Origin of the sequence: Halomonas sp. N3-2A (genome assembly GCF_002216165.1) — a bacterium.
Lineage (GTDB): Bacteria > Pseudomonadota > Gammaproteobacteria > Pseudomonadales > Halomonadaceae > Vreelandella.
In genome coordinates, this window is record NZ_CP022286.1 from 1,026,126 (window position 1) to 1,051,011 (window position 24,886).

The 24,886-nt window shown below is 52.3% G+C and carries 25 protein-coding genes and 1 pseudogene; 17 read left to right on the top strand and 9 right to left on the bottom strand.

Features of this window, described 5'->3' with window-relative positions:
* Positions 1-45 precede the first annotated feature (45 nt).
* The 6 genes from CEK60_RS04765 (at position 46) to CEK60_RS04790 (ending at position 7,351) form a co-directional block, all read left to right on the top strand.
* Positions 46-804 carry a MipA/OmpV family protein gene (locus CEK60_RS04765; protein WP_089038054.1) on the top strand — a complete coding sequence of 253 codons (759 nt, stop codon included), beginning with the start codon at positions 46-48 and terminating at the stop codon, positions 802-804.
* On the top strand, positions 794-1,933 hold the full coding sequence (locus CEK60_RS04770) for an efflux RND transporter periplasmic adaptor subunit (RefSeq protein ID WP_157698001.1): 1,140 nt from the start codon (positions 794-796) through the stop codon (positions 1,931-1,933). Before CEK60_RS04765 ends, CEK60_RS04770 begins: the two co-directional genes overlap by 11 nt.
* Positions 1,933-5,073 carry an efflux RND transporter permease subunit gene (locus CEK60_RS04775; protein ID WP_089038056.1) on the top strand — a complete coding sequence of 1,047 codons (3,141 nt, stop codon included), beginning with the start codon at positions 1,933-1,935 and terminating at the stop codon, positions 5,071-5,073. Before CEK60_RS04770 ends, CEK60_RS04775 begins: the two co-directional genes overlap by 1 nt.
* Positions 5,055-6,188: an alpha/beta hydrolase family protein gene (locus CEK60_RS04780; protein ID WP_089038057.1), complete on the top strand. Its 1,134-nt coding sequence runs from the start codon at positions 5,055-5,057 to the stop codon at positions 6,186-6,188. The genes CEK60_RS04775 and CEK60_RS04780 overlap by 19 nt, the downstream gene beginning before the upstream one ends.
* Positions 6,189-6,432: 244 nt before the next feature.
* The gene (locus tag CEK60_RS04785; protein ID WP_089038058.1) at positions 6,433-6,855 is read left to right on the top strand and encodes a Replicative DNA helicase; all 423 of its coding nucleotides are present in this window, start codon (positions 6,433-6,435) and stop codon (positions 6,853-6,855) included.
* A 10-nt stretch (positions 6,856-6,865) separates the two neighbouring features.
* A complete protein-coding gene (locus CEK60_RS04790; RefSeq protein WP_089038059.1) occupies positions 6,866-7,351 on the top strand; it encodes a DUF1456 family protein in 486 nt (161 codons plus the stop codon).
* 79 nt (positions 7,352-7,430) lie between these two features.
* On the opposite strand, the gene CEK60_RS04795 is transcribed toward CEK60_RS04790, so the two are convergent.
* Together CEK60_RS04795 and CEK60_RS04800 are read right to left on the bottom strand one after the other, a co-directional pair.
* The gene (locus CEK60_RS04795) at positions 7,431-8,174 is read right to left on the bottom strand and encodes a class I SAM-dependent DNA methyltransferase (protein WP_089040852.1); all 744 of its coding nucleotides are present in this window, start codon (positions 8,172-8,174) and stop codon (positions 7,431-7,433) included.
* 142 nt (positions 8,175-8,316) lie between these two features.
* Complete coding sequence (locus CEK60_RS04800) at positions 8,317-9,174, bottom strand: FadR/GntR family transcriptional regulator (protein WP_198361464.1); 858 nt, start codon at positions 9,172-9,174, stop codon at positions 8,317-8,319.
* A gap of 179 nt (positions 9,175-9,353) precedes the next feature.
* Between CEK60_RS04800 and CEK60_RS04805 the strand changes: the two genes are divergently transcribed.
* From CEK60_RS04805 to CEK60_RS04825, 5 genes and pseudogenes are all read left to right on the top strand, one after another.
* Positions 9,354-10,019 (top strand): DUF1028 domain-containing protein, encoded by a 666-nt coding sequence (locus CEK60_RS04805; RefSeq protein WP_089038061.1) that lies wholly within the window; start codon positions 9,354-9,356, stop codon positions 10,017-10,019.
* Positions 10,020-10,232: 213 nt separating this feature from the next.
* Positions 10,233-11,486: an allantoate amidohydrolase gene (locus tag CEK60_RS04810; RefSeq protein ID WP_089038062.1), complete on the top strand. Its 1,254-nt coding sequence runs from the start codon at positions 10,233-10,235 to the stop codon at positions 11,484-11,486.
* Between the two features lie 185 nt (positions 11,487-11,671).
* Positions 11,672-12,966 (top strand): annotated as a pseudogene (locus tag CEK60_RS04815) (YfcC family protein).
* 171 nt (positions 12,967-13,137) lie between these two features.
* Positions 13,138-13,545, top strand: a complete 408-nt coding sequence (locus CEK60_RS04820; protein ID WP_089040853.1) for a DUF4019 domain-containing protein — start codon at positions 13,138-13,140, stop codon at positions 13,543-13,545.
* A 91-nt stretch (positions 13,546-13,636) separates the two neighbouring features.
* On the top strand, positions 13,637-13,954 hold the full coding sequence (locus tag CEK60_RS04825) for an antibiotic biosynthesis monooxygenase family protein (RefSeq protein ID WP_089040854.1): 318 nt from the start codon (positions 13,637-13,639) through the stop codon (positions 13,952-13,954).
* 347 nt (positions 13,955-14,301) lie between these two features.
* Here CEK60_RS04825 and CEK60_RS04830 read toward each other — a convergent pair whose 3' ends face one another.
* Positions 14,302-14,913 carry a LysE family translocator gene (locus CEK60_RS04830; RefSeq protein WP_089038063.1) on the bottom strand — a complete coding sequence of 204 codons (612 nt, stop codon included), beginning with the start codon at positions 14,911-14,913 and terminating at the stop codon, positions 14,302-14,304.
* A 142-nt stretch (positions 14,914-15,055) separates the two neighbouring features.
* Here CEK60_RS04830 and CEK60_RS04835 point away from each other — a divergent pair, with 142 nt between their 5' ends.
* Positions 15,056-15,541 (top strand): Lrp/AsnC family transcriptional regulator, encoded by a 486-nt coding sequence (locus CEK60_RS04835; protein WP_089038064.1) that lies wholly within the window; start codon positions 15,056-15,058, stop codon positions 15,539-15,541.
* Between the two features lie 45 nt (positions 15,542-15,586).
* On the opposite strand, the gene CEK60_RS04840 is transcribed toward CEK60_RS04835, so the two are convergent.
* The gene (locus CEK60_RS04840; protein ID WP_232471474.1) at positions 15,587-15,748 is read right to left on the bottom strand and encodes a DUF1206 domain-containing protein; all 162 of its coding nucleotides are present in this window, start codon (positions 15,746-15,748) and stop codon (positions 15,587-15,589) included.
* Between the two features lie 80 nt (positions 15,749-15,828).
* Between CEK60_RS04840 and CEK60_RS04845 the strand changes: the two genes are divergently transcribed.
* Positions 15,829-16,758: an AraC family transcriptional regulator gene (locus CEK60_RS04845; protein ID WP_232471475.1), complete on the top strand. Its 930-nt coding sequence runs from the start codon at positions 15,829-15,831 to the stop codon at positions 16,756-16,758.
* Here the strand turns inward: CEK60_RS04845 and CEK60_RS04850 are convergent.
* Complete coding sequence (locus CEK60_RS04850; protein ID WP_089038065.1) at positions 16,723-17,316, bottom strand: LysE family translocator; 594 nt, start codon at positions 17,314-17,316, stop codon at positions 16,723-16,725. The genes CEK60_RS04845 and CEK60_RS04850 overlap by 36 nt on opposite strands.
* Before the next feature lie 182 nt (positions 17,317-17,498).
* Here CEK60_RS04850 and CEK60_RS04855 point away from each other — a divergent pair, with 182 nt between their 5' ends.
* Positions 17,499-18,359 (top strand): bifunctional transcriptional activator/DNA repair enzyme AdaA, encoded by an 861-nt coding sequence (locus CEK60_RS04855; protein ID WP_089038066.1) that lies wholly within the window; start codon positions 17,499-17,501, stop codon positions 18,357-18,359.
* Positions 18,360-18,366: 7 nt separating this feature from the next.
* Here CEK60_RS04855 and CEK60_RS04860 read toward each other — a convergent pair whose 3' ends face one another.
* Positions 18,367-19,287: a glutaminase gene (locus CEK60_RS04860; protein ID WP_089038067.1), complete on the bottom strand. Its 921-nt coding sequence runs from the start codon at positions 19,285-19,287 to the stop codon at positions 18,367-18,369.
* Positions 19,288-19,464: 177 nt separating this feature from the next.
* Here CEK60_RS04860 and CEK60_RS04865 point away from each other — a divergent pair, with 177 nt between their 5' ends.
* Positions 19,465-20,916, top strand: a complete 1,452-nt coding sequence (locus CEK60_RS04865) for a cobyric acid synthase (RefSeq protein ID WP_089038068.1) — start codon at positions 19,465-19,467, stop codon at positions 20,914-20,916.
* Positions 20,917-20,936: 20 nt separating this feature from the next.
* Here the strand turns inward: CEK60_RS04865 and CEK60_RS04870 are convergent, their stop codons facing one another.
* A complete protein-coding gene (locus CEK60_RS04870; RefSeq protein WP_089038069.1) occupies positions 20,937-21,329 on the bottom strand; it encodes a RidA family protein in 393 nt (130 codons plus the stop codon).
* 169 nt (positions 21,330-21,498) lie between these two features.
* Between CEK60_RS04870 and CEK60_RS04875 the strand changes: the two genes are divergently transcribed.
* Both CEK60_RS04875 and CEK60_RS04880 read left to right on the top strand, forming a co-directional pair.
* A complete protein-coding gene (locus CEK60_RS04875; protein ID WP_089038070.1) occupies positions 21,499-22,059 on the top strand; it encodes a hypothetical protein in 561 nt (186 codons plus the stop codon).
* Between the two features lie 121 nt (positions 22,060-22,180).
* Positions 22,181-22,711: a cytochrome b gene (locus CEK60_RS04880; protein ID WP_089038071.1), complete on the top strand. Its 531-nt coding sequence runs from the start codon at positions 22,181-22,183 to the stop codon at positions 22,709-22,711.
* Positions 22,712-22,808: 97 nt separating this feature from the next.
* Here the strand turns inward: CEK60_RS04880 and CEK60_RS04885 are convergent, their stop codons facing one another.
* Together CEK60_RS04885 and CEK60_RS04890 are read right to left on the bottom strand one after the other, a co-directional pair.
* Positions 22,809-23,987: a vWA domain-containing protein gene (locus CEK60_RS04885; RefSeq protein WP_089038072.1), complete on the bottom strand. Its 1,179-nt coding sequence runs from the start codon at positions 23,985-23,987 to the stop codon at positions 22,809-22,811.
* Positions 23,988-23,990: 3 nt separating this feature from the next.
* The gene (locus CEK60_RS04890; protein ID WP_089038073.1) at positions 23,991-24,845 is read right to left on the bottom strand and encodes an AAA family ATPase; all 855 of its coding nucleotides are present in this window, start codon (positions 24,843-24,845) and stop codon (positions 23,991-23,993) included.
* Between the last annotated feature and the right edge of the window lie 41 nt (positions 24,846-24,886).

Genomic DNA, 24,886 nt, shown 5'->3' on the forward strand with positions numbered 1-24,886 from the left:
CTCTCACTTCACCTTGAGTTACTGATTCAAAACGGAGTCAACCCAATGAAGATTCGTTCTCTCATTCCCCTGGCGACGGCTATTCTGGCCACCTATTCACCCTGGTCCTTCAGCCAGGAACAAGAAAGCGCCGACACCTTTGCTATCGGGCTTATTGCCTACACGGAACCGTCCCTTTACGTGGGCGGTAAGGACAATGCAGGTCTGCTGCCCTATATCGAGTGGGAGTCGGACAACTGGTTCTTTCGTGACTATTCACTGGGTAGCTATCTAGCGGGAGGAGACAATTGGGCCTTGTCCGCGGCGATTAGTTATGACGCCTTCGGCGATGTTGAGCGGGGTAACAGTCCTGAGCTCAAGGATATGAAGAAACTCGACGACATCTACACTGCCGCAGTGAGTGTCGACTGGTTTGGTTCACTGGGTTACCTGACATTAGGCTACCGGCAGGATATCTCCGGCAACCATAAGGGAGGCTCGGCCGTAATTGGCTACGGTTATCCCCTTGAGTTTCAGCAATGGCGTATTGAGCCGCATGTTTCACTGACCTACGCGGGCAGTCAGGTAGCACGCTATTACGTTGGGGTTGATGCTGATGATGCGAAGGTAGGGCGTCCTGCATACCGTCCTGAAGGTGCCTATCAATATCAGGCCGGTATTAGCCTATCCCGTTCGTTTGGCGAGTCCCACCGGCTGTTGATTGACTTTAGCCAGCGCCGTTTTTCCGACGAGGTTCACGATAGTCCTATCGTCGATAATGATCATCTGTGGTCTATCAGCGCAGGTTATCTCTATGCGTTTTAGAAGGCTGCTCAACAGCCGCGTTCTGGCCTTATTTCTGGCAATAGGCATTCTGTTAGCTGTCACTGGGCTGCTTGCTGAAGTTGAGAGCCCTAGTGGGGTTGAGCAACGCAACCAGGCACCGCTTCCGCCTCTCGTCAGTGTAGAGCAAGTCAGCCGTGGTGAGCAGCCTGTGCAGATTGAAGCCTATGCCGAGGTGACGTCACGTTGGGCAGTCGAACTGAAAGCGCAAGTCAGTGGTGCTGTTGTTAGGGTGCATGACCGCGCCTTGGCTGGCAGTCGCGTTAGTGAGGGAGAGCCACTGGTGGTCATTGACGATACCCGCTATCAGGCAGAACGGGCTGATGCCGAGCGCTTGCTCCGTGAGGCGGAGCTGGAACAGGAGCGGGCGGGATACGCTACCCAGGTGGCCAGGCGGCAGTTTGCAAGCGCCAGAGAACAACCGCCCAATGATTTGGCTCTGCACCTTCCTCAACGCCATATTGCCGATGCTGCGGTTGAAGCTTCCAGAGCCCGTGTTGATATGGCGCAGCGGGAACTCGACCAAACGGTGGTAAGAGCGCCCTATAGCGGCTTTATTGTCGAGCGCTATGTCAGCCCGGGGCAAATGCTAATGGCAGGTGATCCGGTCGCTCGGCTGATAGGTGATGCTCACTATGAGCTGGCCGCCAGTATCAGTAAGAGCGACTGGCAACGGCTTAATCATCCTATCCAGGGACAAAAAGTAGTGCTCTACAACGACCTGGGCCATCCCATTGGCGAGGCAGACATACGTGAGGGCGGTGGCTATCTTGATGCTACAACACGCCACTATATCGTGCATCTCGATCTCCAAAGTGCCGAGACTGCTGTTCTGGCAGGCGACTTCGTTAAAGCTAGCTTTCAAGGCCGCATAGAGGAGAACACCCTCAGCATCCCTGCATCGGCACTGACGGTCGATGGCTCGATCTGGTGGGTTGAAGAGGGCGGCAGTACCCTGGCTCGTAGCGTGGTCGATGTGTTGTCCCACCGCGATGACCGCGTGCTGGTAAGAGCGCCGTCCGATAACGATCAATGGCAAATCGTTGCTGTCCCGCTGTCCTCCTATCTACCGGGGCAGCGTGTACGGACAACCATCGGTGAGGCTTGGTGATGCACGTACTGACCGCTTGGTTTATCCGTAATCCGGTTGCCGCTAATCTACTGATGGCCTTTATCCTGTTAGTAGGCCTAGTCACACTGAACAACATGCGTATAGAGGGCTTTCCCCGCGTCGAGCCGGATAGCATTACTATTACTACCGTGTTTCCAGGCGCACCTCCCAACAAGGTCGATGCCCTGGTCAGCCAGAAAATTGAAACGGCTTTAGAGGGCTTGGAAGGGGTTCGCAGCCTTTCAGCGGTCTCCAGCGATGGCCTTTCTACAATTACGCTTAGACGAGCTAGTGGGCAAAGCCTTGATAGGCTGCTGGACAAGGTACGATTGCGAATGGATAGCGGGATCGAGTTACCCGCCAGGGCCGAAAGGCCGCAAATCGACGCCAGCGCCTTTGACTATCCGGCGCTCTATATCAACGTTTACGGTGATGCTGAGCAGGCTACCCTACATGAGCTTGCCAAGCGGTTAAGGTGGGCGCTCCTGGCACAGCCTGAACTATCGAGATTGAATGTCTGGGGGCTGCATAAACAGGAGCTGCGCATTGAAGTCGACAGCCGGAAGTTACGCCAGCTAAACCTGACCGTGCCCGATGTGATGGAACGTATTCGTGCCAGTTCGCTGGAATTTCAGGCTGGTTCCCTGAGAACTAGCGCGGGTCGAATCTATATCAGAACCGATGGTGACACTGAGTATGCGCCCGAATTCGGGGCCATTCCCATCGTCAAGGAGCATAACGGCGATCAAGTATTGCTACGGGACATCGCCGCTATCCAGGATACGACAGTCGAGGGTGACTATCGGTTTCGCTTTAATGGTCAGCCCACTTCGGGCATGGAAATATTAGTGGGTCAGCGTGAAAACCTGCTGCGTATTTCCGACGTTACTCATGATGTGCTGCATGACTTTCGCCGCCAATTGCCTCAGGGAGTTGAGGTGGTCGCCTGGGGCGATAGCGCTGACTACATCGCCGACCGTCTGGTCCTGCTAACCAAAAATGGTCTGCAAGGTTTAGTGCTGGTTGTGCTAATCCTAGCCCTGTTTCTTGATGTGAAGCTCGCCTTTTGGGTGGCCATGGGCATCCCTGTATCGTTATTGGGCGCTATCGCCGTGTCTGGCACTGGTTGGATGGATTACTCGCTGAATGATATCACCACGTTCGGTTTCATTCTGGCGTTGGGTATCCTGGTTGATGACGCCGTGGTCGTCGGGGAAAGCGTATTCGAGCAACGCCGTCTCAATAATAATCCCATCGCCGCCACTGAGGCTGGAGTGGCCAGGGTGTCGGTGGCCACCGTTTTCGGCGTGCTAACCACCATTGCCGCTTTTTTCCCGCTGCTTATCCTCGATAATCCCTTAGGTAAAGTGCTAGCGAGCTTTTCGGGGGTGGTCATTCTCGCGCTGCTGTTTTCACTGTTGGAAAGTAAGTTCATTTTACCTGTTCATCTTGCCAGCATTGATATGGGCAAGCCCCCACGGTGGATACTGGCTCGTCTCTGGCTGCCGGTGCAACTGGGCGCCCAAGCTGTGTTGTTTTTCCTGCGCGACCGCTGCTACGTGCCTCTGCTCACGTTGGCTGTCCGTCACCGCTATGCCGTGATCATCCTTTTTATCAGCGTCGCGGTATTCGTCTTGGGACTAACCATGAAAGGCCTGGTGAAAAGCGTGTTCTTCCCAGAGGTGCCCGGCCAGGTTGTCAGCATAACGCTGGAGATGGACCCTGGAGCGCCGTTTGAGCTGACTCGCGCCAATGTTGAGCGTATCCGCCGCGAAGGGGATGCTGTCAATGCGCTATTGCAACAGCAATATGGTCTGGATCAAGCCCCAGTGCGAACTATCTTTGAAGCGATTAGCAGTGCTGAATCCGCCAGTATTTATGCGGAGCTAACGCCGGTGGCAGAGCGTCCAGGTATCGATATCCAAGACGTTATTCAACGCTGGCGCCAGCAGGTTGGCCTGCTTGAAGGAAGCCTTGAATTACATTTTACGGGCTCTGAAGAGGTGGGTGGCGGTTTTCAGATCAAATTGACCAGTGGCGACCAGGCGACGTTGGTTGCGGCTGGCAACGTGCTCAAGGATTACCTGGGTAGTATTGATGGGGTGCATAACCCTCGTGACTCTATGGCTGGGGCACAGAGCGAACTTATGGTCACGCTTAAACCCACCGCCGAGAGCCTGGGATTTGATCAACAGGCCCTCGCGATGCAGGTGGGGTCTGCTTTCGGCGGCGCTGAGGTGCAGAAAGTTCAGCGTGATAACACTGAACTAACGGTCCTGGTGCAATATGTTATCGAGCAACGCAATACGATAGATGATCTATTGCAATCCCACGTCCGCAACCACCAGGGCCAGTGGTTTTTGCTCGCTGACATTGCCGACGTTGAGCGGATTCTCAAGCCCAAGGCGCTGTACAGGGAAAACAACAACTGGGTCAATCTGGTCTCGGCAACCATTGATCGTAACGTGGTTGCCCCTGAGGAGGTGGCACGGGCCGTGTTGAGCCAACTTGTGCCACAGCTCCAGCAGCAGTACCCGGACTTGGCGGTTCGTCCTGGAGGCGAGCTGGAAGAAATGGGTGAACTGCAGGGTGGTCTAAAGAAAGCGCTATTAATCGCTATGGTACTGATCTACGTGCTCATGGCGGTGCCGCTAAAATCCTACTGGCAACCCTTTATTATCCTGGCAATTATCCCGTTCGGTTTTGTTGGCGCCATTCTCGGCCACCTGTATCTCGACCTAGCCCTGTCGTTGCTATCGATGTTCGGCATGTTAGCCCTGGCCGGTGTGGTCGTGAACGATAGTCTAGTGATGCTGAGCCGCCACAACGAGCTTGTGGCCGACGGCATGGCCCCCTATGACGCTATTCAGGCTGCAGCCACTAGTCGGTTTCGGGCGATTTTTCTCACCACGACCACTACGGTGATTGGTTTGCTGCCGCTGCTCTCAGAAAGCTCCGAACAAGCCCAATACCTGAAGCCTGCTGCGGCCTCGCTAGCCTTTGGCGAGCTATTCTCCACCGTTCTAATGCTATTCCTAGTACCTGTGCTAATGGCTATTACCCAGGATCTGAAACGAACCCGCCAGGTCGCTCCGTCAATCAAACCGCCCAAGGAACCCCCATGCCACTCTTCTCAGTAAGTACTAAGAACACAAGTACTAAGAGCACAAGTGCTAGGCGTATTGCTGTTGTCTTGCTGCTGCTATGCCTGGGCTTAGGGGCAATTTTTATTATCGCTGATGATGACTCCTTGGTGCGTAGGGAGATCAGTTTCGTTCACGCTGGTCATACTCTGAAAGGCGTATTGGTACTGCCAAGCTCGACGGCTATGCCTGATTCATGCGTAGTTTTTGTTCACGGCTCCGGCGATATGCCGCGCGATGCTTATGGCTACTACGAACCCCTGTGGCGTCTGTTTGCGGAGCAAGGATGGTGCTCGCTGTCCTGGGACAAACCCGGGGTGGGTGAGTCCGAAGGCGATTGGCGACTGCAGTCAATGGCAGATCGGGCCGATGAAGTTGCAGAGGCTATTGAGTTTCTGCATACAAACGTTGGCCTGGGGGAGAGGCAAACTGGCCTGATTGGGTTTAGTCAGGCAGGCTGGGTGCTGCCCAAGGTCGCTAACTTGCGCGATGATATTACCTTCCTGATCTCGGTGTCGGGTGCGGTCAATTGGATGGATCAATCGCGTTATTCTGGACGTCAACGTATGATCGCAGAAGGCCTGGCAGAGCAGGAGATCAAGGCGGAAGAGTATGCCGCTGAACAGGTCAACGCATTAATACAGCGCAATGCACCTTATACAACCTATCTGGAGCATATCGAAGGTGAGGTAGACGTTGAGCCAATGAGCGAAGCTTTCTGGGGCTTCGCGAAACGCAACTGGCAAGCCGATGTGCGTAGCGACCTGCAGGCTATCAAGGTACCTATGTTGGCGCTCTTTGGTTCCCATGATGCCTATGTCGATCCGATTTCCAGCGCGACTGCTTATCGTCAACTGCTTGAGCGTTCAGCCGCACCGTTCTTCGAAGTTCACCGCGTTGACGACGCTGACCATAGCCTGATGAAGTCAGATCAGCTGAAACCTGACCATCAAGGCATGGATGCTTGGCTGAAACTATTCAAAATCTGGTTTCTTGGCGACGCTATTTTTGCCGACGGTGTGCTCGACAGTCTAGCCAGCTGGCTGAATAGGTTCCCCAAGGCGGAGACCCAGCCCACATCCGAAGGAAGATCCGCAGTAGATAGCAACTAAAGGTGTGTATCTCTCGGAAAACGTCACAAGGAAGTGAAAAGCCACCTTGCTGATATCGAAAGCGGTAAAATGATCACCCGGTGGTGCGCTATCAAAGGCTATAATAGCGTGATTATGGTGGAATACCGCTACCGTGACTTTTAACTATCGAGCTGGCGTCCATAGTTTTTATCGAAGATACCTATATAAGCCGGCTTGTTGGTTGATTTTGATGTTTGTTTTAATGAAAGGAAGGTGGCTGGTAATGATTAACACCAAAATATATAAAGCGGTTTATGAACTAGCTGAGCGGTTAATGAAAGCCGCGGCTAAAGATGACAGAGAAGCGTTTGATCCGCTCTATGCCGAGTTGCAGGCGATTTGCACCGACAACGAAAATACCGATAAAGACCACCCAGAGCAGTGGGAAACCTTGGCTGACTTTACCGAAGAGTTAGAGGATGCACTGCCGATTTACCAAAAGGCGCTTGAGAAAGCCATTGCTAAGAACTCGAAAGACCATATGGCCTCTATCGGTTTTTCCATGGCAACGTTGCACGTACAGTTAGGTCAAACGGATGACGCCATCGAAAGATTGCAACATGCGAAAGCCAGTGCCGATGGCATTGAAGACGACGAGCTGAAAACAGAAATCGACCAGCTGCTTGAAACGCTAACGACCCACTAGGAAGTCTATTTTGACCAATAATGATATTTTTCGCCGCATCCGCTACACCTTTGATTTAAAAGACGGCACCATCGTGAACATCTTCTCACTGGCTGACGTCAGTGTGAGTCAAGCGCAGGTGACGGCTTGGCTGAAAAAAGATGAAGATGATGCTTTTGTCACGATGAAAAATAGAGAGTTGGCGGCGTTTCTGAATGGCTTTATCAGCTTTAAACGTGGCAAGCGTGAAGGCCCGCAGCCTGTGCCTGAAGCACAACTAAACAATAATATGGTGTTCCAGAAGCTGCGCATTGCACTGAATTTAAAAGCAGACGATATCTTGGCAGTGTTTGAACAGGTGGGCTTACCGCTGAGCCAGCATGAACTCAGCGCCTTTTTCCGTAAGCCAAGCCATAAAAATTACCGTGAGTGTAAAGATCAAATGCTGCGTAATTTCTTACTCGGTATTCAGCGCCAGCTACGACCTGGTTCGGCCGATGCAGACGCAACACCTTAAGCCCTGAGCTTCTGCGCACTATCTGCTGTGAGGTAAAAGCAAGAGGGGCAACCTTGGCAGCCTCTCTGCTTTACCGATGTTAATGCTTCACGCAGACGAAAATCGCATTGCCTGAAAGGTTATCCCAAGGGGCAATGGTCTGGTAGTTGTGCTCAAATACATGCACCTCAAAATAAGGCGCCAGTAGGGCGGTTAATTCCGTAAAGCTGACCGCTACCATCGGATGCTCGTCATTCCAGACTTGCGTGGCGCCTGCGCTGGTTTTTTCAATACTCAGCCTAAGCGATTGCTTTTCGCCGTGCCCACCGTAGTGCCAACCCGAGCGGAACGTGAAGAGATTGTCATCTTGTCTGGCGCTGTGTTTAACGCATAAATCGTTATTGATTTTGTTTTTATCGACCACGTTAAAATAGAAAACGCCGCCCTGTGTTAGTGCGCGATGGGCGCTGGAAATACACCCTTTTAGCTTTTCAATCCCATCGTTGTAGTGGATCGAGTACAAAAAGCAGGTGATCAAGTCGAGGGGTTCGCTGGTTTCGAATGCACTCATATCTTGCCGTGAAAAAAACGCTTCTGGGCAACGCTTGGCGGCGATATCCAGCATGGGTTGGTTAATATCAAGACCACTGCTCAGATAACCAAAATCAATAAAATGGCGGACATGAGGGCCCGTGCCACAGGCTAAATCAAGGTGCGTGTGCCCGCCGTTGCCGAAAATCTGATGGAGCCGACGAATGGCGTTGCTTTGCGCTTGGTAGTCAATATCGACGCACATCAAATCGTAGTAACCAGATAGGTCGGTATAGAGTGCGTTGGCGGACAGATTGGCGGACATAGTAGCCTAATGGTGGGCGCTAAAATATTGGGGTGGCGCATAGTAAACGAGCGAGCAAGGTTTTAGAAGCGAGGACAAGGCGACACCCGCTTTTTTTCAAAAAGCGGGAGATACCATAGGTAAATTGTGTTTATTTAAGAGAGTTACTGCCGCCATTTTGCTCAGCTAACTGCTTAGCTTGCGTGTACCCTGTTAGCGCTAGATAGTCACGATTGCTATCAATAGCGCCGTCATTGCCGGCTTTAAAGAAAGTTTTTTCCAGCATTGCCTCTCGAGCTTCCATAAGTGTTTGCGCCATCTGCATGTGTTCGCTGACAATCTTGCAACCGCGCTCAATCTCTCCTTTACGCAACGCCTCTAATAATTGATGTTGATAATCATAGCCTTGGCGGCGTAACTCAGGGTTGGGCTGTGCGTAGATTCGCTGACAGACGGTCATATTCATCAGCAAACGCACTGGAAATCGGCACATCAAGGCCAATAGAGGGTTAGGGCAATAATCAATCAGAACTAAATGAAATTCCAATTCCTTCAATCGCTGCTCGCGCTCTTCTTCTAGCGATGCTGGCGGGTGGTCATAAAAGGTCATTACTGACGCCAGTCGATCAAAGGCATCCGCATCGAGCACACCTTCAAGACTCCTTACCAGGGCTGGCCAGAGCGCTTTACGTGCTTCATAGATGTCATGAATGGTGGGAGAGTGAAAGAAAAAATAGTTACCCAGCAAGGTCATCGCTCGATCATCACTGACTTCGCTGATAAAGGCACCGCCACCTGGGCCTGTTCGCGTTTGAACCAACCCTTGGGCTTCAAGTCCTTTGAGAGCTTCACGCACCGTACCTTTGGATGCATCTAACGCTTGGATCAGTTCTTGTTCCTGCGGAAGTCGATCGCCGGGCTTTAATTGATGTTGCGCAATGTATTCCTTTATCGCCTCACTGATTACGTCGGTACGCTTAGGTTTAGCAGGTTGGCGTGCTTGCTTCATGGTTGTCTCAGCTAACATTGAAAGAGGCTGTTTTAGTAAGAATCATCCCCTTGAAGTGGCGTGATGTCTAGCAAATGTCGCCTCGTGTATAGCTGCGTTAAGCCGCTAGAAGCGAGGTGAAAATAATTTATAATGATAAATTTAAAGACTCCTTCTACCTAATAATCGAGTAACCCATCATGACCTACAGTTTGATCGCACTGGATAAACAATCTGACACTTTCGGTATCGCATGTGCCACCGGAGGGCCTGCACTGGGTGGTTTTGTTCCCCATTTGCTACCGGGCATTGGTGCCGCTATTACCCAGGGCTTTAGCACCAATGTATTCAGTGCAGAACAAGGGCTGCAGCGCTTAGCCAACGGCGAAAAGGTGGCGGATATTATCGGTAGCCTGCAACAACAGGACAAAGGCGCTGCGTGGCGACAGGTGGCGTTAATGGATCGGCATGGCGTTGCCGCAGGCTGGACAGGCGATGAAAACGTCTCGGTTGCTGAGATGCGAATCAGCGATGGGTTGTTGATTGCAGGCAATATGTTGACCAGTCTAGATGTTATTCCCGCCATGGAGGCGGCTTATCTTGAGACTCGTCAGCGTAATGACATGGCTAGCGCTTTGATAGCCGCGCTGAGTGCTGCTCAGCAGCAGGGCGGGGATCATCGTGGCACGCTCTCAGCGGCTCTGAAAGTATGCGCCCCAGGTGGATTGCCCTACGATTTGCGTATCGATTATGCCCCGAACGCGATTACTGCACTGAGCGAACTTCACTTACGTATCGAGCAGGATGGTGATTTTCAGTCATTTCTTGCTCGTCTGCCCACCGCTGACAATCCGCATCGTCATTAACCACCACCACGTAATTTAGACATAAGTCTAAAAGCCGAGAATCCCCAAAAATTTAACCTTTTATTCTGACTGAGTTTTTTGTTTTCCCAGTCGGAATGCCTGCTCGTCCACCTCCTTAAGGGTTTGACAGCATGTTTGACGCTCTCATAGGCTATTTATCATGATAAATAGCCGTGCTGAGCAGCAGCCAAACAATAACCCCTTGAGGCAACCATGACGCTTTCTTTAACCCAGGCCGGAGAACAGGCGTGGAAGTGGCTAGAAGATGCCGCTAAGTTCAGTGAAACCGACAATATTGAACGCGATGGCGTTACCCGCCGCTGCGCCACCCCTGAACACCGCGCTGTGCTCGATGAACTTACAATGTGGATGAAAAGCGCGGGTATGTCTGTGCGCATGGATAACGCCGCGAACCTGATCGGTCGTTATGCCAGTCCACAAGCCGGTGCCAGGACGCTGTTGCTCGGATCGCATCAGGACACCGTTCCTAATGGAGGCAAGTACGATGGCATGATGGGCGTTATTCTGCCGCTTGCCTTGGTTAGCTACTTGCATGAAAACGCGATCGAAATGCCCTTTCACATTGATGTGGTGGCGTTTAGCGACGAGGAGGGGACACGCTTCAGTTCTACCTTACTTGGTTCTAAAGTGCTGGCGGGCACGCTTAATCCAGAGATGCTTAAAGCCCGCGATAGTCAGGACATAACCCTTGGGCAGGCGCTGGCTGACTTCGGTTGCGCCACTCAACGAATCGATGCGGATCGCTATCTACCGGAAGACGTGATTGCTTTTATCGAAACACATATCGAGCAGGGGCCTCAGCTTGAGCAGGCTGATGTGCCGCTGGGAGTAGTAAGTGCAATTACTGGGATCGAACGCCACGAGATAACGATCAAGGGCATGGCAGGTCACGCCGGCACCGTTCCGATGCACATGCGCCAGGATGCATTGGTGGGTGCTGCCCACGTTATCCAATTGGTCGATACGTTATGCAAAAGCACCGATGAACTCGTCGGTGTTGTGGGCAAAATTGAGAACGCACCTAATGGCGTCAATGTTATCCCTCAGACCACCACCTTGAGCATTGAGTTGCGCTCGCCGGATGATGCACTTCGCCGCCAAGCAAGAACTCAGCTGTTAAGCCAAATTGACACGTCTCTGAAAGCCTTGAATCTTGGCTTTGAGCATCGTCATACCTATGAACAACCTGCTGTTCAATGCGCCAAGCACCTTATCGATACCATGCAGAGTGCGCTTAAGGATGCGCGAATTGAGCCACGGGTACTATTCAGCGGCGCAGGCCATGATGGGTTAGCCATGGCTGACTTGTGTGACATCGGCATGCTGTTTGTTCGTTGTCGCGGCGGTATCAGCCACCACCCCAGCGAAGCTATCAAGCTTGAGGATCTCGGCGTTGCCATTGAGGTTCTCTTAAACACCTGCCAGCGACTTGCCCAACAGCAATAGCTGGCAGCCTTGTATCACGACGTTTGTCCAACTAGCTCAACATAAAGCCACAAAAATCATAAGGGTTGATTATGAGCCAACAACAGCAAGTTTCAGACACAAAAGCCCCTGCATCAGGTAAGTGGTACAAACAAATACCGGACCCGATGGTGCTGATTTTCTTCATTTTGGTCGCCGCCTACCTAATGACGTTTATTGTGCCCGCAGGCGAGTTTGAACGTCAGACTGTCGATGGTCGTACGACCGTTATTCCTGAATCTTTCATGTACTTGTCAGATGTTGCGAATCTGCATTTTTTCAAGATTTTCGTCGCCATACCGCAAGGTCTGATTAATGCGTCGCAATATCTGTTTATCGTGTTTATTGCTGGTGGGCTGTTTCATATTCTGCAGAAGACAGGCGCGCTGGAAAATGCCATTGGTGTCGCCGTTCATCGCGTCGGCGCTGAAAATAGCATTAAAAGCCGCAACCTGATTATTGCTGCTGGTACCTTTATCTATGGATTCTTTGGCGTTGCGGTTGGTTTCGAAAATAATATTGCGCTCGTACCCATTGGTGTACTGATAGCTTCTGCCATTGGCTGCTCTCGTTTAGTCGGCGTTGTGATGGCCGTGGGGGCATCGGCATTGGCTTCGCTTTGTCTCCAATCAATCCATATACCGTTGGCGTTGCGCAAGATATTGGTGAATTACCTACGTTTTCAGGCTGGTGGTTACGTACGCTGATGGTTGTTGCGTGTCTGGCTACCTTGACGCTTTTTATCTGCCGTTACGTTGTCAAAATGGACTACCACGATGACAACCCAGCCGAGCTAACCAAGCGTCTCGAAGACTATACCTTGACCCGCCAGAACATCATTACATTAGCTATTTTTATTGCTGGCCTGATTATCATGCTAATCGGTGTGTTTACTCGCGGTTGGTACATCAATGAAATTGCCGCCATGTTCTTGCTGATGGCGATTGTTATTGGACTCACTAACGGCCTGGGAGCCAATGCGCTGGTAAGACAGATGATGGAAGGCGCCTCATCGGTAACCGCCGGTGCCTTAGTGATTGGTGTTGCAGCCTCTATTCAGGTCATCCTTAAAGATGCCCAGATTATCGATACGATTGTTAATTCCCTTAGCGCTCTGGTGGGGGATATGCCTACCGCCGTGGCGGCTGTCGCTTCAAGTGTGATTCAAGGCGTGATCAACCTGTTTATTCCGGGCGGGTCGGGTCAAGCATTGGTTACCATGCCGATTTTGATCCCCTTAGCAGATTTAATTGGCATGAGCCGTCAGTTAATGATCACGTCCTTCCAGGTGGGAGATGGTTTGACTAACCTGATTGTGCCAACGTCTGGTGGCACCCTTGCCATGCTAGCGCTAGGCCGGGTTTCCTACGCGCAGTGGCTACGTGTTATTACCCCTTTATTGGTACTGGTTTACGTTATGTGCTGGGCAGCGCTGGTATTAGGCTATTACGTGGGTTATTAAGTGCTGTCGTTAAGCGGTTAACTAACGGTCGACGCAGCAGTGACAGGGGGAGAATCCAGAAGGATTTTCCCCCTTCGTTTTGCTGTTATGTGGTTTGATCCTAAAGAAATTCGGTCATTGTCCGATAATCACTTAACAGGTAAAAGCCACCAAGCCGTCACAGAGTCTGCCATGCCCAAATCACCTGCTTTCCTTCTTGCTGCGATACTGCTTAGCCTAGTCACCTATGCTCAGGCGTTTGCAAATACGGCTGAATCAGCGGCGCTCGCGTGGTTAGAGTCAATTGATAATGGTGAGGTTGAACAAGCCTGGGAGAGCTCATCACCGCTACTAAAAACGCCGCTATCGCCTAGCATGCTTAGGCGCATTATTGAGTTAGCACGTAATGAGTTTGGGCCGGTAGAATCACGTCGGCAAGTGCAAGTCTCTCACTACCGATCTATGCCGGGTGCGCCCGATGGCGACTACATGGTTTTTATCTTCCATACTCGGTTTGAACATAAAGCGAGAGGAGTAGAAACCGTAACACCTCATCTTGAAAATGGTGAGTGGCGAGTCAGTGGTTATTATGTGCAATAGCTCTGTGTAATAGTTCTGTGTAATGCTTCTTTGTAATAGGTATTTGTAAATGACTGATGCCGCACCCGGCGCGTACCAAAGTGGTGATGCTATGCCTAGTATTGCTAACACGCCCGAGCCGCCTTACTACGCGGTTATTTTTACCTCACAACGCACCGAGATCGATAACGGCTATGACGCAATGGCGGCCAGAATGGTTGAACTTGCAGCACAGCAGCCGGGATTCTTGGGAGTAGAGTCTGCCCGAAATGAAGTGGGTGTGACGGTGTCATACTGGGCTGATTTGGCCTCAATTAAAGCGTGGAAGGCCCACGCTGAGCATCAGGAAGCCCAGCGACTAGGCCATCAGCAGTGGTACCAGCATTTTAAGACGCGCATTGCCAAAGTCGAACGAGATTATGGTATTTAAACTATCAACGCAGCCTAGGTATTATGCCTAGGCTGCGTTGATAGTTTAATAAGTGCCTGACGGTGACTCCACCCCAGCCCTCGTCATTCCCGCAGGCTCTGCCACTTCGTCATTCCCGCAGGCCCTTAGCGGGAATCCATGTTGACCTGGGGTTTCGGGCTGCTGCAGGCCAAGGTCAAGGTGGATTCCCGATTACCCCACTCGGGAATGACGGTGCGGTGACTCGGGAGTGACGTGCGGTGCTCGCTTTGGGAGGTGGCCGCTTTGTTATATGGGGCTAGGGGATAGTGCCTGTCAGCCTTAACTGACAGGCATTACAGCCTAGGCAGGCTTTTTGCTGCTTAAATTTAAGAGGCTAACCTCAGAGCAAAGCCAATAATTAGCGTTCCAAATACCCAGCGTTGCAGGGTTTGCCTTTTTTGATGGCTGGCAAACCAGCGCTGCATCCGCGCTCCCAAGCAGGCATATAGCGCATCGTACACAAGCCCCACGCCCACTAGCACAGCCCCCAATAGCGTAAATTGAAGCGCAACGTCACCCTGTTGGGTGTGAACGAACTGGGGTAATAACACCGAACAAAACAGCAGCGATTTTGGGTTCAGCAGGTTCGTTAACAGACCTCGTCTCCAGGCTAAGTAATAGCTGCCGCTGAGCGATGCTTGCGGGTGGCTAGTATCAGTGCGCCGTTTGCTACGAATCAGCTGTACGCCCACCCAAATCAAGTAGGCCGCACCGAGATAACGAACAGCATCAAAAAGCCACGGAGCGGCGACAAATAGGGCGGCCAAGCCCAAACCGGCTAACGCCACATGCAGCCCTCGGGCGATGGCTAACCCTAGCGCGGTAGCTAGCCCATGCCCGCGGCCTAGCGTACTACTGGTATGCAGCACCAGTAGCATATCCGGGCCTGGAATCAGGTAAACAATGGCTAATGCGCTAATAAAAAGACCGATTTCCATCACCGCTCCCTCAAGATTTCACCTAGTGGCTTGATAAAGGGCATGGTACCGTTAAATTGGTGAGTGATTTCTTGCCATTTACGCTCATGAATTATCAATTATTGGTATTTTGTGCCAACTAAGAGTGGGGAAATGCTTACTTATGCCAAGTGGTCAGTTAGATGCTACCGACCGACGCATTCTTGCGTTGCTGCAGGGGGATGCTCGCTTAACCAATGTAGAGCTCGCAGAGAAAGTAAATTTGTCGCCGTCTCCCTGTTTACGCCGAGTGCGACGCTTGGAAGCAAGCGGCATTATTCGTGGCTACCACGCGGAGCTTGATCGTCGAAGCGTCGGGCTGGAGTTAACGGTGTTTGTGGGCATTAAGGTAGAGCGACATCATGAAGAGCAAGCCAATGCTTTCCGAGAAGCAGTGGTTAAACTGCCGGAAGTAGTCACTGCGCACCTAGTGTCTGGTGAGTCGGATTTTTTGCTACAGGTGGTAGTGCCTGGGTTGGCAGCTTACGAGGCGTTTTTAACGGGGACGTTGCTGCGCTTACCAGGAGTGAGCGATATTCGCAGCAACTTTGCTATTCAGCCAGTGAAAGAGTATGGCACATTGCCATTGGATAATAGCGATAAGGCTTAGTCCAGTCGAGAGATGGTGGAGGCATTTAAAAGCATTTTATGGTCTCTACATTTTGGTATTGATACAGCGATAAACGGCTGCTAAAAGGCTGTAGAGACCAAACACAAAAAGCCCCAGTGCGGCAAAGGCAAGCAACCACTGGCCAAAGGGCTGGCTTCCAAAAAGAGTAATAGCATCACGATGGCCGGTGCTTTTCCGGCGCGCCATACTGTGCGCGTGCTGTGCTATTGTTTAGCGTAGGTCAAGTTATCAGGCTATTCGCTATTTTTTAATGATGCGAGCAGAAGATGAGCCATAAGTCTCCAAGTGCCAAGTCTTTACATGCTAAATCTCGACAGACTGGGTCTCTACAAGCTGGGTCTCCGCGTGCTGGATCGCCGCCTGTTTTTTGGCGCGACTCGCGGCTGCCTTATGTCGAACTGCGTAAGATCAGTGATGCGAGGCAAGTGTGCTATGCCCCTCATAGCCATGTTCACTGGTCGGTCGGGGCTATTACGTCAGGCAGCAGTACGTTTTTCTATCGGGAATCGACTTACCCCATTAGCGCCGGTGACTTGGTTATGATGAATCCCGACTGGGTGCATGCCTGCAACCCCATTGAGAACGAACCTTGGGCATATTTGATGCTCTATGTGGATGCACAATGGCTAGCGGATTTACGCTATCAAATAGGCACGCTTGGTTCCCCGGTCTGGAGTGATATCGATACGGCGGTGGTCTCACAGCCAGCGCTGTATACTCATTATTGTGAAATGGCGGCTTGTTTATTGGATAAGCAATGCGCTCTCGCTACCAAGCACGCGTCGGTTACCGGGTTTCTTACCGCATTGATGCTGGCATTAGCGCACGAGACAACCGTCTCTAGGCCACAGCCGCCGGAGGGTTTGCAGGCTGCGGCTGCCTATTGTGACGTGAATGCGGCTTTTGATGTGTCATTGGAAACGCTGTGTCAGTTAACCGGCTATAGCGCTGGCCATCTTATCCGTGCGTTTAAGCAGCACTATGGGCTTACCCCCCATGCTTATTTGATTAATCGCCGTGTTCAGCTTGGCCAGCGGGCGCTTAGGCAGGGGGAGTCGATCGTTAATGCGGCTTTATTAGCCGGCTTTAACGACCAACCCCACTTCCAGAGAACATTTAAGCGGTTAGTGGCGGCAACACCCAACCAGTATCGCTATCCGCTACTCAAACAGCAGGAAAATAGCGCTGGCAGCTAGGCCAGCAGCCAGCGTGCGGTTAATGGTAAGCAGAATGAGTGGGCGGTGAATATAGCGTCTAAGAAAAGCGCCTGCATAAACCCAGCTGGCCAATGACAACCAACAAATGGGTAGGTAGAGAGCAGCGAACAGCCATAACTGGTAGGGGTCATTACTGCTGGTGTAAGCCCCAATGCCGGCGGCAGACGCCAGCCACGCCTTAGGGTTTAACCACTGCATCATCGCGCCGGTCATAAAGCCTGGTGGCTTATCGGTACTCTGGCCACGAACAGCGCCATCATGTTGGCAAAGCTGATAGCTTAAGTAGAGTAAGAAAAGTAGCCCCGCCCAGCGTAATATTTCCTCCAGCAGTGGCACTACGTTTAGCAGTGAGTAGAGCCCCGCGCCAATCGCCAGGAAAAGCACTAGAAACCCCAGGGTCGCACCCGTGACAAAAATAAGCCCTTTGGCAATAGGGTAGTGGGTGCCGCTACTCAGGCAAACAAGGTTGACCGGACCTGGGGAAATAGACGCGGCAAGGGCAAATGCTGACATCGGTAACAGTAGTGAAACGCTCATTGTTGTCCTCCTAAACAGAATCAAGAGCTTGCAAGAGCGCGAGAAAAGAGTATTGAACAAAATTGAGATGCCACGATATTGCGCAAGATTCGGGTAGGCCGGATGACGCGGTCTGGTTAAGCTTGTTCTATGTTCAGAGAGCCCTGTGCTTTTCCTCGTTTAGCTCCGGTGAGAACGTCTTTATGAATGACTATGCCCGTATCGAAAAAGCGATGTCCTACATGGTGGCCAATGCCGCTAGCCAGCCAAGTTTGGAAACGGTGGCGGCTCAGGTGCATTTGAGTGCTTACCATTTCCAGCGGCTGTTTTGTCGTTATGCGGGTATCAGCCCTAAGCGTTTTTTACAGGCGTTGACCTTGGAGCGGGGCAAACAACTGATCGCATCGTCAGAAAGTCTTGCCAATACCGTGCATGCGCTAGGACTAAGCGGCGGCTCGCGGCTTTATGATCACTTTGTGCAGCTAGAAGCGGTCACGCCGGGTGAGTTTAAGCGCCAAGGGGAGGGGGTTGAGATTGCCTATGGCGTGCACCCTACACCTTTCGGCGAAATATTGGTGGCGATGACGCCGAGAGGAATTTGCCGGATGGCCTTTGTGGCGTCTACCAGCCAGGAAGCGTTGCTGGCAGAACTCGTAAAACAGTGGCCACGCAGTACGCTGTGCCATCGCCCTGATGCCACCCGTTATGCGGTAAAAGCACTGTTTACAACATCTGCAGAAACGACCACAAAAGCGACATCTGCCACGCTATCGCTCCACGTGAGCGGCACTAATTTCCAGATTGCTGTATGGCGCGCGCTGCTCACTATTCCTGAAGGGCGGTTGGCGAGCTACTCGCAAATTGCCCAGGCTCTTGGCATGCCGAAATCATCTCGAGCCGTCGGCAATGCGGTGGGTGCTAACCCTATTGCGTTGTTGATTCCTTGCCATCGAGTGATTCAGCAAAGTGGTGCGCTAGGCGGTTATCGCTGGGGGGTTGAAACCAAACAACAGGTCCAGGCCTGGGAAGCGGCACAGCATTCTCCTCAGCTTGAGCCGCATTAGCCCTGACTTAGTGTCCAAATACCGACCAGCCGGTTTCTTGGGCAAACATTTCCAGGGCACGAGTTCCCAGTAGGCTATTGCCGTATTTATCCAACCCCGGTGACCATACGGCAAGCGAACCACGCCCAGGTGCAATAGCCAAAATTCCACCGCCTACGCCACTTTTGCCGGGCAGGCCAACGCGGAAAGCAAACTCCCCCGACGCGTCGTAGTGGCCGCACATCATCATCAATGAATTAATCCGTCGCGCTCGTTGGGGCGATACCACGCGTAAATCACTTGGCCGGTTGACACCGTCCGATGCCAAAAACAGTCCGGCGTGAGCAAGCTGTTCGCAGCTCATGGCAATTGCGCACTGGTGAAAGTAGGTGCCGAGCACTTTATCGACATCATGGCGCAGGCGACCAAAGGCTTTCATAAAATGCGCCAGAGAAGCATTGCGGTCTTTGTGCTGCATTTCGGAAGCCGCTACCTGATGGTCAAAACAGATACTGTTATCGTCGGCGATATAGCGCACAAAGCTAAGAATTTCCGCCAGTGTCTCTTTAGGCTCGTGACCCATCATGATGGCATCAACAATCGCAATCGCCCCGGCATTAATAAACGGATTGCGCGGTTTACCGCCTTCATGCTCAAGCTGCACGATAGAGTTGAACGGGTCGCCAGAAGGCTCACGCCCGACCCGTGACCACAATCCATCCCCCCATTTGCCCAACGCAATGGTTAGCGTAAAAACTTTGGAAATGCTCTGGATTGAGAACGGTGTGGTGGCGCAGCCCGCAGAGAAGCGCTGGCCGTCTACCGTAGCTAAACTGATAGCGAATTGGCTGGGGTCCACATGGGCAAGCTGGGGAATATAGTCAGCGACATTTCCGCGCTCGGTTTCAAGGGCCAGCTCGGCGGCAATCTTATTGAGTAACTCTTGCATGTAATACGAATTCGTTTGGCAGCGTGAGGCGCTACCCTAGCGGAAACGAGCAGGCTTGTCTGCTGGCGGTTGATACCGAAATGCCATGGGCTATGCACGTTGTTGAGAGGTTTTGTCCGTTGCTAACTAGCTGTTCGGCGGCTACAGTTCGGCTACTTTCAGCAAGGGCCGACGGGCATGACCACATTAATGATTCAAGGCACCACCTCGGATGCGGGCAAAAGCACTGTGGTGGCTGCCCTTTGCCGCGCGCTGGCAAGGCGCGGAGTATCGGTGGCGCCATTTAAACCGCAGAACATGGCACTGAATAGCGCCGTGACTAGTGATGGCGGTGAGATTGGCCGCTCCACTGCGTTACAGGCACAGGCGGCGGGTGTGGTTCCCCATAGTGATATGAATCCGGTGCTATTAAAGCCGGAGACGGATCGCGGAGCCCAAGTGATTTTACGCGGTAAAGTGCATGGCCACATGGATGCACTGGATTACCACGCGTTTAAGCGCACGGCGAAAGAGAGCGTCATGGCGGCATGGCAGGCCTTGGAAAGCCGCTTTGATGTGATCATTGCCGAAGGCGCGGGCAGTCCGGCGGAAATCAATCTGCGTAAAGGCGATATCGCTAATATGGGCTTTGCCGAAGCTGCCGACTGTCCGGTTTTGTTAGTAGGCGCTATTGACCGCGGCGGTGTGTTTGCTCAGCTAGTAGGAACGCTGGCGCTATTAAGCGACAGCGAGCAGGCACGCACGAAAGGATTTATTATTAACCGTTTCCGGGGCGATATTGGCCTTTTAGAGCCGGGGCTTGAGTGGTTAGAGGCCTATACTGGCAAGCCTGTTCTGGGCACCTTGCCTTACTTGCAGGGCCTACTGCTGGATGCTGAAGATAGCATTGGTCGGGTTCACGCTGAGAAAGCCAGTCACACCCTTAAGGTGATTGTTCCCGCGCTGCCGCGTATCAGCAATCATACGGATTTTGATCCGCTGCGCTTACACCCTCAGGTATCGCTTACCTTTGTAGGGCCAGATCAACCGATTCCACCTGCTGATGTAATAATACTGCCGGGGAGCAAAAGCACCGCCAGTGATTTAGCCTGGCTAACACGCCAGGGTTGGAGAGACGCGATTGCTCGCCATTTGCGCTACGGCGGCAAGGTGCTGGGGATTTGCGGTGGTTTTCAAATGCTAGGTGAGTGGGTAGATGACCCGGATGGCTTGGAAGGCGCGCCCGGGAAGGTAGCAGGCTTGGGGTTGTTGCAGGTATCCACGAGAATGGTCGCGGGCAAGCAGCTGCGCAATGTCAGCGGCGTTATGGTCGGGCAAAAAGCGGTAGTAACGGGCTATGAAATTCACAATGGTGTGAGCAACGGGGCTGCACTCAATCGGCCGTTGTTTGATTTAGGTAGCCACGTGGATGGCGCTATCAGTATCGATGGCCAAGTGATGGGCACTTACTTGCATGGGTTGTTTGATCATCCTGAAGCCTGCCAAGCGTTGCTTACTACGTTAGGGCTAGCAAGTGCGGCACCCGTCGATTATCGCGCCCACCGCGAGCAAGCGCTTGATCGACTGGCTGATACGCTGGAAGCGCACTTGGATATTGATGCGGTGTTGGCGATGGTAAGGGCGCATTAAGCGCCCAGAATGCTGAGTGTTTATTCTTGCGGCGGGCGCTTTGCCATCAAAGTGATTTCGACGGTGCTGCCCCCGCAAATATTTGGTGACTCGGTGCAGGTGCGGGCTGGGTAGCGGCCTGGTTCAAAAAACTCCGCGTAGATACTGTCTAATGCATTGATCTGCCTTAAGTCAGCAAGATGAATGTCGACTCTAACAATATCCGCTAGGCTGCCTCCCTGTTGTTTTAACATGCGTTCAAGTTCGCGCATGACGAGGCGAGTTTCTTCTTTGACATCTCCACGAGTGGCTTGGCCGTTAGAAAGATCCGTAACCGTTAGCCCTGAAATAAACACATAATGGTCATCGATAACCATGTGGCTACCAGGGAAACTCGGTTTGGGTAACGTGGGATCGTCGATATACTGTGGCATTGGCTCTCCTTAGCGACAAATAAGCGAGTCGCGATGGGTGCGACTCTGCTACTAGCGTGTAGTTCCTTTGAGGCAGAGGGTGGTGCTGGAGAAAGCTTTGCTCTAGGCTGGCCAACTTTTAAGGTTTCCCCGTTGTTGATGTGATTTTAAATTCTCATGAGAGAGCGTAATGAAGGTAGTTCATATTAGTCAGAGCGCCCCGCGTAATGCGTGTTTGGCAACCTTGTGTGCCAAGGTATACGGCCAGCAAGCTGGGTTAACGCCGCTGGTAATTTTTACCGGCACGAAAAACGTGCTGTTTGACCAAGAGGCAGCCCGTCTGTTGGCGGGTGTCGATGGCGATGGTAACCCCCTGGCGCTAGCATTGCTGGTGTTGGATGAGGCTGGCGAGGGGATGACGGTAACCCACGCTTGCGAGTTTGTTGATGGTGCTAAAGCGCGTCTAATCAGCGAGTTAAGCCTCAAGGCCCCGCTGCGCGTTGAGGTAAGTGATGCCACCCAAGAAGCGTTCTATCAGCAGTGTGGGTTTAAGCGCTGGTTTGATGGTGAGAAGGGGCAACGCATTGGTTTAGGCGCCCGCCATCCTGCTAAGCATAGTAATGACCTGACGCCCACCTTGAGCCTTGATGAAGCGCTAATACTGCGCCGATTTAAGCATGATCCTGCTGCATTTACTGAGGCCAAAGAGGCTTTTTTGTCAGGTTTAAACAACTTTCCGGCCACGCTGTAGGCTAAAAAACAACGAACCGTTCCATTTTATGCAACGAACTTGCACGCTGGTGTCATGATGTCGTCCACTTTCCTAGGTAAAATAGCGACAATATTTATCTTATATAAGAAGGGGAACCTATATGGCGCTGGCAATAATGGATACTAATATCCGCTATGGTGTCGTCAGTAAGGCGCTGCACTGGGGGATGGCACTGCTGTTTGTATGGCAGTTTTTGAGTGCCGGCGCGCATTTACTGTTGTCGGATACGCCCGTGGAAGAGTTTTTATGGGGCACCCACTACACCGTCGGAGTGTTGCTGCTGACGCTTGTAGTGATAAGAGCAGTTTGGTCACTACTTAATGCCTCCCGTCGCCCGCCATCGGTCAGTGTGATGGCAAAGCTAGGCCATCTGGCGCTCTATGGCTTGATGATTGCGGTGCCTACGATTGCACTGATTCGCCAGTATGGTTCCGGTCGTGCGCTGGATGTGCTGGGGATTAACTTAATGTCGGGCTTTGACGGCGAGGAAATCACGTGGATGACAGAGCTCGGCGGCTTATTACACGGTGAGCTTGGTTGGACGCTACTGGCGTTGATTGTGGGCCATGTCGTGATGGCGATCTTGCATCGTAAATTAACCAATCACGATGTCCTGTCGCGTATGTCCTAGCAAGAATCTGTTAGATGATTCAGTTTGTAAAAAGCGGCGCGTTCCATTGGACGCGCCGCTTTTGTTTAGAAGGCATGATGCCGCTACATAAGTAGCGCTACTTGGCTAGATCGCGCATTGCTGTTTCCAAGCCTTCCATGGTCATGGGATACATGCGGTCATCGATAACGTCACGAATTAACTGGGTCGAGTAGGTGTACTCCCAGGCACGGGGTGGCATGGGGTTTAACCACGCCAAACGTGGAAACGTATCAGCCAAGCGTTTTAGCCACACGCCGCCGGGTTCATCATTGAAGTGTTCCACGCTGCCACCCGAGTGGGTGACTTCGTAAGGCGACATAGCGGCATCACCGACAATCACCACCTGATAGTCCGCGCCGTAAGTGTGCAACACATCCATGGTCGGGATGCGTTCGTTACGGCGCCGCATATTGTTACGCCAAACCCCTTCGTAAAGGCAGTTGTGGAAGTAATAATGTTCCAAGTGTTTGAATTCGGAACGTGCCGCTGAGAATAACTCTTCGCAGACGCGAATATGATCATCCATCGACCCGCCGATATCTAAAAACAGCAGTACTTTAACCGCATTATGACGTTCGGGGCGCATTTGAATATTGAGTAACCCCGCATCCCGTGCGGTTTCGCGGATGGTGCTGTCTACATCAAACTCGTCCTGCGCTCCTTGGCGGGCAAACTTGCGCAGCCGCCGTAAGGCCATTTTGATATTGCGGGTGCCCAGTTCAAGCGAGTCATCGTAATCGCGAAAACGCCGCTCGTCCCAAACTTTGGTAGCGCGGCGGTGGCGTGAGCCATCCTGGCCAATACGTATGCCTTCGGGGTTGTAACCATACGCCCCAAAGGGGCTGGTGCCACCCGTGCCAATCCACTTGTTGCCGCCCGCATGGCGCTCTTTTTGCTCTTCCAGGCGTTTTTTAAAGGTCTCAATCAGCTCTTCAAGACCACCTAACGACTCAATTTTGGCTTTCTCTTCGTCGCTAAGCTGTTTTTCAAATTCGCGTCGCAGCCACTCATCGGGAATGAGCGCCTCGATTGCCGAATCCATATCTTCAAGGCCTTTAAACCAGGCGGCAAAGGCGCGATCAAAGCGGTCAAAGTAGCGCTCATCTTTGACCATGACAGTACGCGCCACTTGATAAAACGCTTCCATATCGGCAAACACGACGCCACGTTCGACCACCGCGTGCAGGTCGAGCAATTCGCGCAGAGAAACGGGCACACCGGCACGTTTGAGGGCATCAAACAGACCAATAAACATGGCTTAGCGCCCCGTACTCTTTTGGCGACGCATCATAAACGCCAGGCGCTCTAGCAGGTGAGTATCCTGCTCGTTTTTAACCAGTGCGCCCGCCATCGGCGGCAGGGCTTTGGCCGGGTCGCGGTTATAGAGTGCTTCCTGGGCCAGTTCGTCGGCCATTAGTAGCTTGAGCCAATCCACCAGCTCTGAGGTAGAGGGCTTCTTCTTGAGCCCTGGGGCGTTGCGCAGATCGAAAAACACTTCCAAGGCTTCGCCGACCAGCTTGGGAGCGATATCCGGGAAGTGAACATCCACAATCGCCTGCATAGTCTCGTGGTCGGGGAATTCGATGTAATGGAAAAAGCAGCGACGTAGGAAAGCGTCGGGCAGCTCTTTTTCGTTATTTGAGGTGATCACGATAATAGGGCGTTGTTCGGCGCGAATGGTTTCACCGGTTTCATAAACATGAAACTCCATACGATCCAGCTCTTGCAGCAGGTCGTTGGGAAACTCGATATCCGCTTTGTCGATTTCATCAATCAGCAGCACCACACGCTCGCCCGCGGTGAAAGCTTCCCACAGCTTGCCGGGCTTGATGTAGTTACCGACATTTTCCACCCCTTCAACGCCCAACTGGGAATCGCGTAGGCGGCTGACGGCATCATACTCATAAAGCCCCTGGGCGGCTTTGGTGCTGGACTTGATATGCCAAGTAATCAGCTTAGTGCCCAGGGATTCGGCGAGTTCCTCGGCCAGCAGCGTTTTGCCGGTACCGGGTTCACCTTTGATGAGTAGTGGACGCTGCAGCACAACAGCAGCATTGACTGCCTGTTTGAGTGCATCAGTTGCAATGTAAGAAGAGGTTGAATCAAACGCCATGGGGGAGCCTCGGCTTGTCGAAACGCGTTGTTTAAAAATAG

Excerpts from the sequence above, each read along its gene's own strand:
- CEK60_RS04885 (WP_089038072.1), bottom strand. The coding sequence starts at position 23,987 with ATGTTTATTGGTCTGTTTGATGCCCTCAAACGTGCCGGTGTGCCCGTT.
- CEK60_RS04805 (WP_089038061.1), top strand. The coding sequence starts at position 9,354 with ATGACCTACAGTTTGATCGCACTGGATAAACAATCTGACACTTTCGGT.
- CEK60_RS04780 (WP_089038057.1), top strand. The coding sequence starts at position 5,055 with ATGCCACTCTTCTCAGTAAGTACTAAGAACACAAGTACTAAGAGCACA.
- CEK60_RS04775 (WP_089038056.1), top strand. The coding sequence starts at position 1,933 with ATGCACGTACTGACCGCTTGGTTTATCCGTAATCCGGTTGCCGCTAAT.
- CEK60_RS04800 (WP_198361464.1), bottom strand. The coding sequence starts at position 9,174 with ATGAAGCAAGCACGCCAACCTGCTAAACCTAAGCGTACCGACGTAATC.
- CEK60_RS04835 (WP_089038064.1), top strand. The coding sequence starts at position 15,056 with ATGCCAAGTGGTCAGTTAGATGCTACCGACCGACGCATTCTTGCGTTG.
- CEK60_RS04825 (WP_089040854.1), top strand. The coding sequence starts at position 13,637 with ATGCCTAGTATTGCTAACACGCCCGAGCCGCCTTACTACGCGGTTATT.
- CEK60_RS04770 (WP_157698001.1), top strand. The coding sequence starts at position 794 with ATGCGTTTTAGAAGGCTGCTCAACAGCCGCGTTCTGGCCTTATTTCTG.
- CEK60_RS04830 (WP_089038063.1), bottom strand. The coding sequence starts at position 14,913 with ATGGAAATCGGTCTTTTTATTAGCGCATTAGCCATTGTTTACCTGATT.
- CEK60_RS04865 (WP_089038068.1), top strand. The coding sequence starts at position 19,465 with ATGACCACATTAATGATTCAAGGCACCACCTCGGATGCGGGCAAAAGC.
- CEK60_RS04880 (WP_089038071.1), top strand. The coding sequence starts at position 22,181 with ATGGCGCTGGCAATAATGGATACTAATATCCGCTATGGTGTCGTCAGT.
- CEK60_RS04860 (WP_089038067.1), bottom strand. The coding sequence starts at position 19,287 with ATGCAAGAGTTACTCAATAAGATTGCCGCCGAGCTGGCCCTTGAAACC.
- CEK60_RS04850 (WP_089038065.1), bottom strand. The coding sequence starts at position 17,316 with ATGAGCGTTTCACTACTGTTACCGATGTCAGCATTTGCCCTTGCCGCG.
- CEK60_RS04890 (WP_089038073.1), bottom strand. The coding sequence starts at position 24,845 with ATGGCGTTTGATTCAACCTCTTCTTACATTGCAACTGATGCACTCAAA.
- CEK60_RS04810 (WP_089038062.1), top strand. The coding sequence starts at position 10,233 with ATGACGCTTTCTTTAACCCAGGCCGGAGAACAGGCGTGGAAGTGGCTA.
- CEK60_RS04870 (WP_089038069.1), bottom strand. The coding sequence starts at position 21,329 with ATGCCACAGTATATCGACGATCCCACGTTACCCAAACCGAGTTTCCCT.
- CEK60_RS04875 (WP_089038070.1), top strand. The coding sequence starts at position 21,499 with ATGAAGGTAGTTCATATTAGTCAGAGCGCCCCGCGTAATGCGTGTTTG.
- CEK60_RS04840 (WP_232471474.1), bottom strand. The coding sequence starts at position 15,748 with ATGGCGCGCCGGAAAAGCACCGGCCATCGTGATGCTATTACTCTTTTT.
- CEK60_RS04855 (WP_089038066.1), top strand. The coding sequence starts at position 17,499 with ATGAATGACTATGCCCGTATCGAAAAAGCGATGTCCTACATGGTGGCC.
- CEK60_RS04765 (WP_089038054.1), top strand. The coding sequence starts at position 46 with ATGAAGATTCGTTCTCTCATTCCCCTGGCGACGGCTATTCTGGCCACC.
- CEK60_RS04785 (WP_089038058.1), top strand. The coding sequence starts at position 6,433 with ATGATTAACACCAAAATATATAAAGCGGTTTATGAACTAGCTGAGCGG.
- CEK60_RS04845 (WP_232471475.1), top strand. The coding sequence starts at position 15,829 with ATGAGCCATAAGTCTCCAAGTGCCAAGTCTTTACATGCTAAATCTCGA.
- CEK60_RS04820 (WP_089040853.1), top strand. The coding sequence starts at position 13,138 with ATGCCCAAATCACCTGCTTTCCTTCTTGCTGCGATACTGCTTAGCCTA.